A 12,909-nucleotide genomic window follows, 5' to 3' on the forward strand; every position below is an offset into this window, starting at 1 on the left:
CGTGCGGGTTACTTGCGGATCAGGTTGCGCAGGACGTACTGGAGGATGCCGCCGTTGCGGTAGTAGTCCGCCTCACCCGGGGTGTCGATGCGGACGATGGCGGTGAACTCCTTGTCGTCGGCCTTCACGGTGACCTCCTCCGGGATGCCGCCCTCGTTGAGGGCGGTGACGCCGGTGATGTCGAAGGTCTCGGTGCCGGTGAGGCCGAGCGACTCGGCGGACTCGCCGTCCTTGAACTGCAGCGGCAGGACGCCGAGGCCGATCAGGTTGGAGCGGTGGATGCGCTCGAAGGACTCGGCGATCACGGCACGGACGCCGAGCAGCGCGGTGCCCTTCGCCGCCCAGTCGCGGGACGAGCCGGAGCCGTACTCCTTGCCCGCGATGACCACGAGCGGGATGCCGCGCTCGAGGTAGTTCCGCGAGGCGTCGTAGATGAACGCCTGCGGCGCGCCCTCCTGGGTGAAGTCGCGGGTGTAGCCGCCCTCGACGCCGTCCAGGAGCTGGTTGCGGAGCCGGATGTTGGCGAACGTCCCGCGGATCATGACCTCGTGGTTGCCGCGGCGCGAGCCGTAGGAGTTGAAGTCCTTGACGGCGACGCCGTTGTCCTGGAGGTACTGCGCGGCGGGGGTGCCGACCTTGATGGCGCCCGCCGGGGAGATGTGGTCGGTGGTGACCGAGTCGCCCAGCTTCGCCAGGACGCGGGCGCCGTGGATGTCGGCGACCGGCTCGGGCTCGGCGCCCATGCCGTCGAAGTACGGGGCCTTGCGGACGTAGGTGGACGACGGATCCCACTCGAACAGGTCGCCGGTGGGGATGGCGAGGTTGCGCCAGCGCTCGTCGCCCTTGAAGACGTCGGCGTAGCTCTCGACGAACATCTCCTGCCCGATGGACGACTCGACGATCGCCGCGACCTCCTCCGGCGCGGGCCAGATGTCGCGCAGGTAGACCGGGCCGTCGGTGCCCTCGGCGATCGGGTCGTTGAGGATGTCGATGTCCATCGTCCCGGCGAGCGCGTAGGCGATGACGAGCGGCGGCGACGCCAGGTAGTTCATCTTCACGTCGGGGCTGATGCGGCCCTCGAAGTTGCGGTTGCCGGACAGCACCGCGGTGACCGCCAGGTCGTTGTCGTTGACGGCCTTGGAGATCTCCGGCTGCAGCGGCCCGGTGTTGCCGATGCAGGTGGTGCAGCCGTACCCGACCAGGTTGAAGCCGATCTTGTCGAGGTAGGGGGTGAGCCCGGCGCGCTCGTAGTAGTCGGTGACGACCTGCGACCCGGGCGCGAGCGAGGTCTTCACCCACGGCTTGCGGGTGAGGCCCTTCTCCACGGCGTTCTTCGCCAGCAGCGCCGCGCCGATCATCACGTACGGGTTGGACGTGTTGGTGCAGGACGTGATGGCCGCGACGGCGACGTGCCCGTGGTCGAGGACGAACTCGGTGCCGTCCTCCAGCTTGACGGGGACGCGCTTGTGCGGCCGCGTGGAGCCCTCCGGGTCGACGTGCCGCGGCTTGTCGCCGTTGGTCGCGTGGGTGATCGCCGGGGTGTCGGAGGCCGGGAAGCTCTCGTCGGACGCCTCGTCCAGCGCGCCCATGATGCTGGAGACGTAGTTCTGCACGTCACGCCGCCAGATCCGCTTGGCGTCCGACAGCGGGATGCGGTCCTGCGGGCGCTTCGGGCCGGCGAGCGACGGCACGACCGTGCCGAGGTCCAGCTCCATGTACTCGGAGAACTCGGGCTCCACCGACGGGTCGAGCCACAGGCCCTGCGCCTTGGCGTACGCCTCGACGAGGCTGATCTGCTCTTCGGTGCGCCCGGTCAGCCGCAGGTACTTCAGCGTCTCGTCGTCGATCGGGAAGATCGCGCAGGTGGAGCCGAACTCGGGGCTCATGTTGCCGATCGTGGCGCGGTTCGCCAGCGGCAGCGCGTGCACGCCCTCGCCGTAGAACTCGACGAACTTGCCGACGACGCCGTGCTCGCGCAGCATCTCGGTGATCGTGAGGACCAGGTCGGTCGCGGTGGTCCCGGCGGGCAGCTCGCCGGTCAGCTTGAACCCGACCACGCGCGGGATGAGCATCGAGATCGGCTGGCCGAGCATCGCGGCCTCGGCCTCGATGCCGCCGACGCCCCAGCCGAGGACGCCGATGCCGTTCTCCATCGTCGTGTGGGAGTCGGTGCCGACGCAGGTGTCGGGGTAGGCGACGCCGTCGCGGTCGAAGACCACGCGCGCGAGGTGCTCGATGTTCACCTGGTGGACGATGCCGGTGCCGGGCGGGACGACCTTGAACTCGTCGAACGCCGTCTGCCCCCACCGCAGGAACTGGTAGCGCTCCTTGTTGCGCTCGTACTCCCGCTGCACGTTCCGCTCGAACGCCTGCGGGGTGCCGAAGTAGTCGACGATCACCGAGTGGTCGATCACCATCTCGGCCGGCGCCAGCGGGTTGATCTTCGTGGGGTCCCCGCCGAGGTCCCGTACGGCCTCGCGCATCGTGGCGAGGTCGACCACGCACGGCACGCCGGTGAAGTCCTGCATGATCACCCGGGCGGGGGTGAACTGGATCTCCTTGCTCGGCTGCGCCTGCGGGTCCCACTGCGCGAGCGCGCGGATGTGGTCTGCGGTGACGTTCGCGCCGTCCTCGGTGCGCAGCAGGTTCTCCAGCAGCACCTTCAGGCTGTACGGGAGACGGGCCGCGCCCTCGACGGCGTCCAGCCGATAGATGTCGTACGACTTGTCGCCAACCTGCAGCTTGTCAAGGCTGCCGAAGCTGTTCGCGGACACGGACTCCTCCTCCATCGCAACCGCGCGTCCGGTCCGGGACATGAGCGCGCGGCGCTCCTCGTGAATTGCAGTGCGCCCGTCCGCGGGGCCGGCACGTGGCGGCGCGCGGCGGGACGGGCCGGGTGCTCGTCTACCTTGATCCTGCCTTAGTCGACCACATCACCCGCAATCAGGGCCGCCTAACTTCCGCAGGATTTCTCTCGACGTCAAGCTATCTCCAATTTATCTCGATATCGAGCTACTTGCATCTCCGTCCGACAGCGCCCGCCGGACCCTCTCGGGGACGGGCGCCGGCTCGTACCCGCCCGGCGTGATGCTGACCAGCACCAGCTCTCCTTCGCCGACGGCACGGTCACCGACGCTGAGCCCGATGCGGACATCGAACGACGTGCGCCCCCACCGCGTGACCACGGGCCGCAGGTCGACGACCTCGCGGGCGCGAGCCGGAGAGGCCCACTCCATGGCCGCCTTCTTCACCGCGTAGTCGAACTCGTCGAGGTACTCCTCGCCGAGCGCGTGCTGGAGCCACATGTCCATGGCGTCGTCGATGTAGGCGAAGTAGTTGGCGTTGAACACCACTCCCTGCATGTCGCAGTCGCCGTACCGGACCCGGATCCGATGCACGTACCCCGACCCCGCGTCTCTCTCCACCATGCCGCCACGCTAGTACCGTCCCGCACGCGAGTACTCACCGGCGGAGCCTCGCCCACGTGCCCTCGGCCTTGGCCCCGCGCCCTGGTCGCGGAATGAGCCGGAGCGATGAGTTCCGCCGTCCCGCGAGGTCTCTTCCAGGAAGAGCACCAGCCGCTCCGGAGGACACCATGACGACCCGATCCAAGAGCACGCCCCTGGACAAGGAGTTCACCGAGACGCTGCAGAAGAGTCCCGCCAAGGGCGGCTGGACGTACGTCGTCTGGCCCGAGTCGGCGGAGTTCTTCGGCACCCGCGGCCTGGTGAAGGTCAAGGGCACCATCGACGGGCACCCGTTCCAGGGCTCATTCATGGCGCTGGGCGACGGCGACCACAAACTGGCGGTGAAGGCGGAACTCCGCGAGGCGCTCGGCAAGGAGGTAGGCGACAAGGTCACCGTCCACCTGACCGAACGCCTCGGCTAGACGACTCGCCCTGCTTGAGCGGCCCGGCGGGCGGGGTCAGAGGGAGTTCCAGAAGGAGCACATGCTCCTCTCGGACGTGTCGGTCCGGTGGATGCCGCCCGGGCCGGGCGCCAGCGACAGGACGTCGTCCGACGAGCGGAAACGCGGCCAGTGCGGGGCGCGATGCGCCCTAGGCCGGCCGTTGTGGGCGAAGGACGTCCAGTAGCCGACCATGGCGTCGGAGAGACGCGTCTGCTCCGGGTTCAGGTCGCCGAGGAGGCCCGGGAACAGGAATGTCAGCTCCGTCGCGTGCTCGGCGCCCTCGTCGAAGCCCGGGACGTCGATCAGCGGAGGAGCCGTGCGGTCGGCGAACTGGTAGGCGTACACCGGGACGCCCGCCCGCTCGAGCAGCTGGAAGGCGTCCTGGTGCAGGCAGGACGACAGCGCGCCACCGGCGTCGGTCTGGATCGTGGACAGGGCGATCCTCGGGTCGGGGTAGTCGCCGGCCGGATAGCGGGCCAGGACCGCGTCGGCGGCGGCGCCGTAGGTGGCGCGGACGATGCCCTCGTACTGCGCAGCGGTGATGGGGTTCGGGTAGTAGAGCGAGACGAACAGGCGCATCTCGTCCAGGGTGTTGCCGTGCATGACGGGCACCCTGTTGAAGCGGCCCTGCTCGATCGCCTGGACGGGCTGCAGCGGCAGGACGCGGTCGCCGCCCGCGACGGGGCCGGCGCTCATCCCCTCGGCGTCGAAGGTCTCCAGCAGGGTCTTGGCGGGCACGGCGCGCAGGCAGGCCGCGTTCGCGGCGGGTGATCCCTCGTCGCAGCCGACGGCCTTGGCGAGCGCCTCGCCGTCGGCCTCGGCCGAGGCTTCGGTGCGCACCGGGGTAGCGCAGCTGAAGCTCTGCGAGATCACCTTGTGGAACAGCCCCGCGGCAGACGGCGAGACCAGGTTGGCGCACGAGTCCGCGGCACCGGCGGACTCGCCGAACAGCGTCACGTTGCGCGGGTCGCCGCCGAAGGCCGCGGCGTTGCGCCGGACCCAGCGCAGCGCCGCCTGCTGGTCGAGCAGGCCGTAGTTGCCCGCCTGGTAGCGGCGGTCGGAGCCGGTCTCCAGGGCCGGGTGCGCGAGCCAGCCGAGCGGGCCGAGCCGGTAGTTGACGGTGACCACGACGACGTCCCCGTCCACGGCGAGCTTGGTCGCGTCGTAGGCGCTTCCGCTGCCGGTCGTGTTGCTGCCGCCGTGCACCCACACCATGACCGGCAGCTTGTGCCGGCCGTGCGCGCGGGCGGGGGTGGTGACGTTCAGGTAGAGGCAGTCTTCGCCGTAGGTCGTCTCGCCGCCGTAGGGCGGGGCGAGCTGCGCGCACTGGCCGCGCGGGAACGTGGCGTCGTAGGTGCCGTGCCACGGCCGCGCCGGCTGCGGGGGCCTCCAGCGCAGGTCTCCGGTCGGCGGGGCGGCGTACGGGATGCCTTGGAAGAGGCGGTGGTCTCCTTGCACCTGGCCGCGGACGGGGCCGAGGTCGGTGCGGACGACGGCGGGCGGGCGGGGCGGGCGCGGCTGGGCCGCGGCGGGAGCCGCGCCGGCGAGGAGGAGTGCGGATGCGAGCAGTGGGATGCCGGTGAGCCTCACTGGGGCTTCCTTTCAGCACGACGCTTCTGGCGCCCCCCGATTCCCCCGGACCCAAATTAGAACTTGATTCTAAGATGGATGCAAGCCCCTCCCCGGCACGGCGCCGGAACGACCGGGCGGCTCACCACCGCTGCCGGGCCTCCTCCGCCCACCCGGTGAGGCCGTCGAAATCGATCCATCCGCCGGAGTCGGTCCGGACCCGCCCGCTGAAGTGCCCGAAGCACTGGTGGGTCTCCGTGCCGACGACGCCGAGTTCGGTGCGCGCGACCTTCTCGTGGAACGGGCGGAACTCGGCCTCGACCCGCTCGCCGCTGATCGTCCAGGGGCGCAGCCAGTCGGCCCGGTCGTACGACCAGTCCAGCTCCTCGCCGATCTTGTGGAGGCGGCCGTCGACGAAGACCGCGTTCTCGGTCATGCCGGTGCCGTCCGTCCACTTGCCGCCGAACTGCAGGGCCAGGCCCGGACCGCTCGCCGCCGCCCAGTTCCACGTCATCCGGTACGGCCACTTCCCGCGCCCGTGGTCGAGGACGGCGAACGCCCCTTCCCCGATCTCGTGCTCCCCCGACGGGAGCGTCAGCCGCCCCGCCACCGGCCGCCCGACGTCCTTCACCGTGTACTGGAAGCGCGTCGGCCCCCAGGGGATCACCACGCCGAGCGACTCGTGCCCGTCCGGCAGCGGGATCTCGACGTCGAGGTCCATCACCCCGGGCGCCAGGGCGCGCACCCGCGACCCGGACGGACGCTGCCGCACGCCGACTGCCACTCCCCCGCCCCGCACGGACGCCTCGCCGACCCCGCTGCGGTCCGGGAAGACGGCGCCTCGCGCGAACGGAACGACGGCGTCCTTCGCGGACTCCTCGCCGGTCTCGCGGTCCAGCACCCACACGCCGTGCACCCCGGCGTAGTCGAGCGACGACGCCACCAGCCCGATGATGTGCCGGGGCGTGACGATCCCCCAGTACTCCCAGCGCTTCACCCGCCCCCATCCGCGCAGGTTCGAGCGGTGCAGGGGCCGGCGCGTCCAGCCGACCGCGTCCGGGTTGAGCCGCCCGTCCGGCAGGCAGAGGTCGACGGGTTCGGTGATCTCGCGCTCGTGCGTCCCCATCCCCCGAGCCTACTGACCGGCCGCCAACACCGGGCGCTCCCCGCGCCCGCACCGCTATTTCCTCAATCTGCCACATGCGAGGAATGGCCTGTTCCAATGGCGCGGACGCCCAGGACTCCGCAACGGTCCAGGGCAGGACACGCGGCGTTTAAATAAGTCCATACCTGGGCCAGAGTTTTTCTGGTGCCGTACCTGCCGATCTCTCCAAGGTGATCATTCAACCGCCCTGGAGCGCCGAGGAGCACGACCGCGCGCTGGACCGGCTCGCGGCGCGGGAGAACTTCCCGGTGGCGGCGCGGGTGCTGCCCGCCCGGCACCGCGCCGCCCTGCGGGCCGTCTACGGCTTCGCGCGGCTCGTCGACGACATCGGCGACGAGGCGCCGCCGGAGCAGCGGGCCAAGCTGCTCGGCCTCGTGGACGACGACCTGGACCGCGTGTTCGCCGGACGGACGCCGAACCTGCCGCAGCTGAGACGCCTGGCGGGCACGGTGCACGCGCACCGGATCCCGGAGGCGCCCTTCCGCGACCTGGTCCAGGCGAACCGCCAGGACCAGGTCGTCCACCGATACGAGACGTTCGAGGAGCTGACGGGCTACTGCGCGCTGTCGGCCGCGCCGGTGGGGCGGATCGTCCTGCACCTGTTCGGCGCGCACCGGCCCGGCCTGGTGGCCGCGTCGGACGACGTGTGCACCGCGCTGCAGGTCATCGAGCACTGCCAGGACGCGGGCCAGGACTACCGGGACGGGCGCGTGTACCTGCCCGGCGAGGACCTGCGGCGGTTCGGCTGCGCCGAGCGGGACCTGGCGGGCCCGGTGACGCCGACGCGGCTGCGCGGCGTGCTGGCGCTGCAGGCGGGCCGCGCCGCCGAGCTGCTGGACCGGGGCGCGCCGCCGCTCATGGCCGGGCTCACCGGATGGGCGCGGATCGCGGTCGCGGGCTACGTCGCCGGGGGCCGCGCGGCCCTGGCGGCGCTGGAGCGGGGGCGCTACGACGTGCTCGCGCGCCGGCTGCGCCCGCGCCGCGCGACGCTGCCCGCCGGGTGGCTGCGCGTTCTTCGAGGAGGTGTGCGATGACGGCGCTGGAGGCGTGCGAGCGCTCCGAGCGGGTGGTGGAGGCGTACCGGCACTGCGAGCGGGTGGTGCGCGAGGAGGCCCGCAACTTCTCCTACGGGATCCGGCTGATGCCGGCGCCGAAGCGGCGGGCGATGAGCGCGATCTACGCGTTCGCGCGCGGCATCGACGACATCGGGGACGGCCCGGAGCCGGCGTGCGTGCGGCTCGACCTGCTGGACCGGTCCCGGCGGCGGCTGCGGACCGTGCAGGACGTGCTGCGGCGCCGCGCGGACGTCCGGGCGCTGGAGGGCCATCCGGTGCTGACCGCGCTGGCGGACGCGGCGGGCCGCTACCCGATCCCCCTGGAGGCGTTCGACGAGCTGATCGACGGCTGCGAGAACGACGTGCGGGGCGCCGACTACGACACCTTCGACGACCTGCTGCGGTACTGCCAGGCGGTCGCGGGGACGGTCGGGCGGCTGTCGCTCGGGGTGTTCGGGTCGGACGGCCGGCAGCGCGCCGAGGGCCTCGCCGACTCGCTCGGCGTCGCGCTGCAGCTCACCAACATCCTGCGCGACCTGCGCGAGGACCGGCTGGCGGGCCGCACCTACATCCCGCGGGAGGACCTGGCGCAGTTCGGCTGCACGCTGGAGCTGGACGAGTCGGGCACGTTCGTCGACCCGCCGTGGCGGCTGAACAAGCTCATCGGCTTCCAGGCGGAGCGGGCCCGCGCCTGGTACGCGGAGGGCCTGCGGCTGCTGCCGCTGCTGGACCGGCGCAGCGCCGCCTGCACGGCGGCGATGGCGGGCATCTACCGGCGGCTGCTGGAGACGATCGCGGCCCGCCCGTCGACGGCGCTGCACAGCCGGGCGTCGCTGCCGACGTGGCAGAAGGCCGTGGTGGCGGCGCGCGCCCTGTCGGGGGTCGAGCGGTGAGCGGTGCGGGACCGGCGCCCGGAGCGGGGGCGGCACGGTGAGCGTGGTCATCGTCGGCGGCGGGCTCGCGGGCATCAGCGCCGCCATCGCGCTGCAGGAGTCGGGCGTGCCGGTGACGGTCGTGGAGTCCCGGCCGTGGCTGGGCGGCGCGACGCACTCGTTCGTCCGGGGCGAGCTGAGCGTGGACAACGGGCAGCACGTGTTCCTGCGCTGCTGCTCGGCGTACCAGGGGCTGCTGCGCAGGCTGCGCGCCGACCACCTGGTGGAGGTGCAGGACCGGTTCGACGTCCCCGTCCTGCGGCCGGGGGCGAAGGCGGCGCGGCTGCGCCGGTCGAGGCTGCCGGGCCCGCTGCACCTGCTGCCCGCGCTGGCCCGGTACTCGCCGCTGCCGCCCGGCGACCGGCTCCGCGCGATCCGCGCCGCGGCCGGGCTGAGCCGCCTCGACCCGGCCGACCCCGTCCTCGACACGATGTCGGCGGGGACCTGGCTGGCCGAGCACGGGCAGCGGGCGTGGGCGCGGCAGGCGCTGTGGGGGCTGTTCATCACCGCGGCGCTGAACGCCGAGGTGGACGACGCGGCGCTCGGGCTGTCCGCGATGGTGTGCGGGCGGGCGCTGCTGGGGCGCGCCGACGCCGCCGACATCGGAGTCCCGCTGGTACCGCTGGAGGAGCTGCACGGCGGGCCCGCGCTGCGCCGCATCGCGGAGATGGGCGGGACCGTCCGGCTGAAGGCGAAGGTCGAGGCCGTCACCACCGACCCGAAGGTGGTGGTGGACGGGGTGCCGATGGCCGCCGACGCGGTGGTCATGGCGGTGCCGCACGAGGCGGCGGCGCGGCTGCTGCCCGCGCAGGCGCTGCCCGAGCCGCTGCGCTGGCCCGAGCTGGACGCCAGCCCGATCGTGAACGTGCACGTCGTCTACGACCGCAAGGTGCTGGACGCGCCGTTCGCCGCCGCCGTCGCCTCGCCCGTCCAGTGGGTGTTCGACCGGACGGCGGTCAGCGGGCTGCGCCGCGGGCAGTACCTCGCGGTGTCGCTGTCGGCCGCGGACCGCTGGATCGACATGCCGACCGCCGAGCTGCGCGCCCGGTTCGTCCCCGAGCTGCGGCGGCTGCTGCCGGCCGCGCGGGGCGCCGCCGTGCGGGAGCTGTTCGTGACGCGGGAGCGGCGGGCGACGTTCCGGCAGTGCCCGGGCAGCGCGGCGGCCCGGCCGGGCGCGGCGACGCGGGCGCCCGGGCTGTTCCTGGCCGGCGCGTGGACCGACACGGGCTGGCCCGACACGATGGAGGGAGCAGTGCGCAGCGGCCTCACCGCCGCGCGGCTGGTCCGCCGCCACCTGGACGGGGTGAGGGACCGGTGACCGCCGCGCGCCGCCGGCCCTCCGCCGACCCATCGCCACTGGAGGGGGTGAGGGGCCGGTGACTGCCGTTCCGGTCTCGATGACCGATGTTCGCGAGCTGGTCGACGGGGCGCTGCGCGCCGCCGTCGGCCGGCTCGATCCGCGCACGTACCGCGTCGCGGCCTACCACCTGGGCTGGACCGACGAGGAGGGCCGCCCGCGCAGGGCGCCCGTCGGGAAGGCGCTGCGCCCCGCGCTGGCGCTGCTGTCGGCGCGCGCCGCGGTGGCGCCGCCGGAGAGCGCGCTGCCGGGAGCCGTCGCGGTGGAGCTGGTCCACGCGTTCTCACTCCTGCACGACGACATCATGGACGGCGACCGGACGCGCCGGCACCGCCCCGCGGCGTGGACGGTGTTCGGCGAGGCGTCCGCGATCCTGGCCGGGGACGCGCTCCTCGCCCTCGCCGGCGAGGTCCTGCTGGAGGCGCCGGGGCAGGGGTCGGCGAAGGCGGCGCGGGCGCTGGCCGCCGCGACGCGCCGCCTCATCGCCGGGCAGTCGCTCGACATGGACTTCGAGACCCGCCGCCAGGTGAGCGTGGACGAGTGCCTCGCCATGGCGTCCGACAAGACCGCCGCGCTGCTGGCGTGCTCCTGCTCGATCGGCGCCGTCCTGGACGGGGCGCCCGAGTCCGTCTCGGACGCGCTGGAGGCGTTCGGCGCGGAGCTCGGCGTCGCGTTCCAGCTCGCCGACGACCTGCTCGGCATCTGGGGGGACCCGGCGGCCACCGGGAAGCCCGCCATGTCGGACCTGCGGTCCCGGAAGATGTCGCTGCCGGTCGTCGCCGCGCTCGACTCCGGCACCCCGGAGGCGGCGAAGCTCGCCGACCTCTACGCGCGGCCCGACCCGGCCGAGGACGACCTGGCCGAGGCCGCCGCGCTCGTGGAGGCCGCGGGCGGGCGCGCCTGGGCCGAGCTGGAGGCCGAGAACCGCGTCCAGCGCGCCGCCGGGCACCTGCTCGGCGCCCGGCTGCCGGACTCCGTCCGCGCCGAGTTCCTCCGCATCGCCGACTTCGTCACCCACCGGGACCACTGATGACAACGCTGGAGACACCCGAGACCCCGGAGGCCGCCGCGCCCCGGACGGCCGCCGACGCGCTGGACGCCGCCCGCGAGCACCTGCTGCTGCTCCAGTCCCCGGAGGGCTGGTGGAAGGGCGAGCTGCGGACCAACGTCACGATGGACGCCGAGGACCTGCTGCTGCGCGAGTTCCTCGGCATCCGCACCGGCGAGGACACCCGCGAGGCGGCCCGCTGGATCAGGTCGCGGCAATCCCCGGACGGGACGTGGGCGAACTTCCACGACGGCCCGCCGGACCTGTCCACGACCGTCGAGGCGTACGTGGCGCTGCGGCTCGCCGGCGACCTCCCGGACGCCGGGCACATGGCCCGCGCCGCCGCCTACATCCGCGGCGAGGGCGGCCTCCCCGCGACCCGCGTGTTCACCCGGTTCTGGCTGGCGATGTTCGGCCGCTGGCCGTGGGACGAGCTGCCGGTGGTGCCGCCGGAGATGGTGTTCCTGCCGCGCTGGTTCCCGCTGAACGTGTACGACTTCGCGTGCTGGGCGCGGCAGACGATCGTGCCGCTGTCGGTGGTGGGCGCGCTGCGCCCGGTCCGGCCGCTGCCGTTCGGGCTGGACGAGCTGGTCCCCGACTACCGCCTCCCGCGGCCGGGGCGGCGGGGCCTGCCCGGCTGGGGCGAGGCGTTCGGCGCGCTCGACCGTGCCCTCCACGTGTACCAGCGGCGCCCGCTGCGGGGCCTGCGGGAGGCGGCGCTGCGCCGCGCCGCCGAGTGGATCGTCGCGCGGCAGGAGCGGGACGGGTCGTGGGGCGGCATCCAGCCGCCGTGGGTGTACTCGCTGCTGGCGCTGCACCTGCTCGGCTACGGCCTCGACCACCCCGTCATCCAGCGCGGCCTGGACGGCCTGGAACGGTTCACGATCCGGGACGAGCAGGGCCGGCGCCTCGAAGCGTGCCAGTCCCCCGTCTGGGACACCGCCCTCGCGATCAACGCGCTCGCCGACGCGGGCCTGCCCGCCGGGCACCCGGCGCTGGAGCGGGCCGCGCGGTGGCTGGTCGGCGAGGAGGTGCGGGGGCCGGGAGACTGGTCGGTGCGGCGCCCCGGCCTGCCGCCGGGCGGCTGGGCGTTCGAGTTCGACAACGACTGCTACCCCGACGCCGACGACACCGCCGAGGTCGTGATCGCGTTGAACCGCGCCCGGCACCCCCTGGCGGAACCGGCGATCGAGCGGGGGGTCCGCTGGATGGCGGGGATGGCGTCGAAGGACGGCGGGTTCGGCGCGTTCGACGCCGACAACACCCGCGCGCTGTGCCGCAGGCTGCCCTTCTGCGACTTCGGCGAGGTGATCGACCCGCCGTCCGCCGACGTCACCGCGCACGTCGTGGAGGCGATGTCGCACCGGGGCATGGCCGACTCGCTGCCGGTGAAGCGGGCCGTGGTGTGGCTGCTGCGGGCGCAGGAGCCAGACGGGTCGTGGTTCGGCCGGTGGGGCGCCAACCACGTGTACGGGACGGGCGCCGTCGTCCCGGCGCTGATCGCGGCGGGCGTCCGGCCGGAGAAGCCGGTGATCCGGGACGCGGTCGGCTGGCTGCGGCGCCACCAGCGCGACGACGGCGGCTGGGGCGAGGACCTGCGCTCCTACCGCGACCGGTCGTGGGTCGGGCACGGCGCGTCCACCCCGTCGCAGACCGCGTGGGCGCTGCTCGCGCTGCTCGCCGCCGGCGAGCGCGGCCCCGCCGTGGAGCGCGGGATCCGCTGGCTCGTCGAGCACCAGCGGCCCGACGGCACATGGGACGAGGACCACTACACCGGCACGGGCTTCCCCGGCGACTTCTACATCAACTACCACCTGTACCGGCTGGTGTTCCCGCTCTCGGCGCTGGGCCGGTACCTGAGAGGGGCCTGACC

10 protein-coding genes are annotated in these 12,909 nt (G+C 73.3%); 6 read left to right on the forward strand and 4 right to left on the reverse strand.

Going from position 1 to position 12,909, the window contains the following annotated elements; genetic code table 11:
• Nucleotides 1-8 precede the first annotated feature (8 nt).
• Both acnA and ACIWVC_RS00250 read right to left on the reverse strand, forming a co-directional pair.
• Nucleotides 9-2,774, reverse strand: coding sequence for an aconitate hydratase AcnA (acnA, locus tag ACIWVC_RS00245; protein WP_396445389.1), 2,766 nt, complete (start codon nt 2,772-2,774; stop codon nt 9-11).
• A 222-nt stretch (nt 2,775-2,996) separates the two neighbouring features.
• Nucleotides 2,997-3,428 (reverse strand): acyl-CoA thioesterase, encoded by a 432-nt coding sequence (locus tag ACIWVC_RS00250; RefSeq protein ID WP_396445388.1) that lies wholly within the window; start codon nt 3,426-3,428, stop codon nt 2,997-2,999.
• Between the two features lie 167 nt (nt 3,429-3,595).
• On the opposite strand from ACIWVC_RS00250, the gene ACIWVC_RS00255 reads away from it, so the two are divergent.
• Nucleotides 3,596-3,889: a DUF1905 domain-containing protein gene (locus ACIWVC_RS00255; RefSeq protein WP_396445387.1), complete on the forward strand. Its 294-nt coding sequence runs from the start codon at nt 3,596-3,598 to the stop codon at nt 3,887-3,889.
• A gap of 36 nt (nt 3,890-3,925) precedes the next feature.
• Here ACIWVC_RS00255 and ACIWVC_RS00260 read toward each other — a convergent pair whose 3' ends face one another.
• Both ACIWVC_RS00260 and ACIWVC_RS00265 read right to left on the reverse strand, forming a co-directional pair.
• A complete protein-coding gene (locus ACIWVC_RS00260; protein WP_396445386.1) occupies nt 3,926-5,500 on the reverse strand; it encodes a carboxylesterase/lipase family protein in 1,575 nt (524 codons plus the stop codon).
• 121 nt (nt 5,501-5,621) lie between these two features.
• A complete protein-coding gene (locus ACIWVC_RS00265; protein WP_396445385.1) occupies nt 5,622-6,605 on the reverse strand; it encodes a DUF2804 domain-containing protein in 984 nt (327 codons plus the stop codon).
• Between the two features lie 209 nt (nt 6,606-6,814).
• Between ACIWVC_RS00265 and hpnC the strand changes: the two genes are divergently transcribed.
• The 5 genes from hpnC (at nt 6,815) to shc (ending at nt 12,907) form a co-directional block, all read left to right on the forward strand.
• A complete protein-coding gene (hpnC, locus tag ACIWVC_RS00270) occupies nt 6,815-7,678 on the forward strand; it encodes a squalene synthase HpnC (RefSeq protein ID WP_396445384.1) in 864 nt (287 codons plus the stop codon).
• Nucleotides 7,675-8,592 carry a phytoene/squalene synthase family protein gene (locus tag ACIWVC_RS00275; protein ID WP_396445383.1) on the forward strand — a complete coding sequence of 306 codons (918 nt, stop codon included), beginning with the start codon at nt 7,675-7,677 and terminating at the stop codon, nt 8,590-8,592. The genes hpnC and ACIWVC_RS00275 overlap by 4 nt, the downstream gene beginning before the upstream one ends.
• A gap of 37 nt (nt 8,593-8,629) precedes the next feature.
• On the forward strand, nt 8,630-9,949 hold the full coding sequence (gene hpnE / locus ACIWVC_RS00280; protein ID WP_396445382.1) for a hydroxysqualene dehydroxylase HpnE: 1,320 nt from the start codon (nt 8,630-8,632) through the stop codon (nt 9,947-9,949).
• Between the two features lie 79 nt (nt 9,950-10,028).
• Nucleotides 10,029-11,018, forward strand: coding sequence for a polyprenyl synthetase family protein (locus tag ACIWVC_RS00285; protein ID WP_396445381.1), 990 nt, complete (start codon nt 10,029-10,031; stop codon nt 11,016-11,018).
• Nucleotides 11,018-12,907, forward strand: a complete 1,890-nt coding sequence (shc, locus tag ACIWVC_RS00290) for a squalene--hopene cyclase (RefSeq protein ID WP_396445380.1) — start codon at nt 11,018-11,020, stop codon at nt 12,905-12,907. Before ACIWVC_RS00285 ends, shc begins: the two co-directional genes overlap by 1 nt.
• Nucleotides 12,908-12,909 lie beyond the last annotated feature (2 nt).

The organism is Actinomadura sp., assembly GCF_044508335.1.
GTDB lineage: Bacteria > Actinomycetota > Actinomycetes > Streptosporangiales > Streptosporangiaceae > Spirillospora.

What these genes read in the sequence shown, in the direction of transcription:
- ACIWVC_RS00265 (WP_396445385.1), bottom strand. Translation starts at nt 6,605, where the DNA reads ATGGGGACGCACGAGCGCGAGATCACCGAACCCGTCGACCTCTGCCTG.
- shc (WP_396445380.1), top strand. Translation starts at nt 11,018, where the DNA reads ATGACAACGCTGGAGACACCCGAGACCCCGGAGGCCGCCGCGCCCCGG.
- ACIWVC_RS00285 (WP_396445381.1), top strand. Translation starts at nt 10,029, where the DNA reads ATGACCGATGTTCGCGAGCTGGTCGACGGGGCGCTGCGCGCCGCCGTC.
- ACIWVC_RS00255 (WP_396445387.1), top strand. Translation starts at nt 3,596, where the DNA reads ATGACGACCCGATCCAAGAGCACGCCCCTGGACAAGGAGTTCACCGAG.
- ACIWVC_RS00250 (WP_396445388.1), bottom strand. Translation starts at nt 3,428, where the DNA reads ATGGTGGAGAGAGACGCGGGGTCGGGGTACGTGCATCGGATCCGGGTC.
- ACIWVC_RS00275 (WP_396445383.1), top strand. Translation starts at nt 7,675, where the DNA reads ATGACGGCGCTGGAGGCGTGCGAGCGCTCCGAGCGGGTGGTGGAGGCG.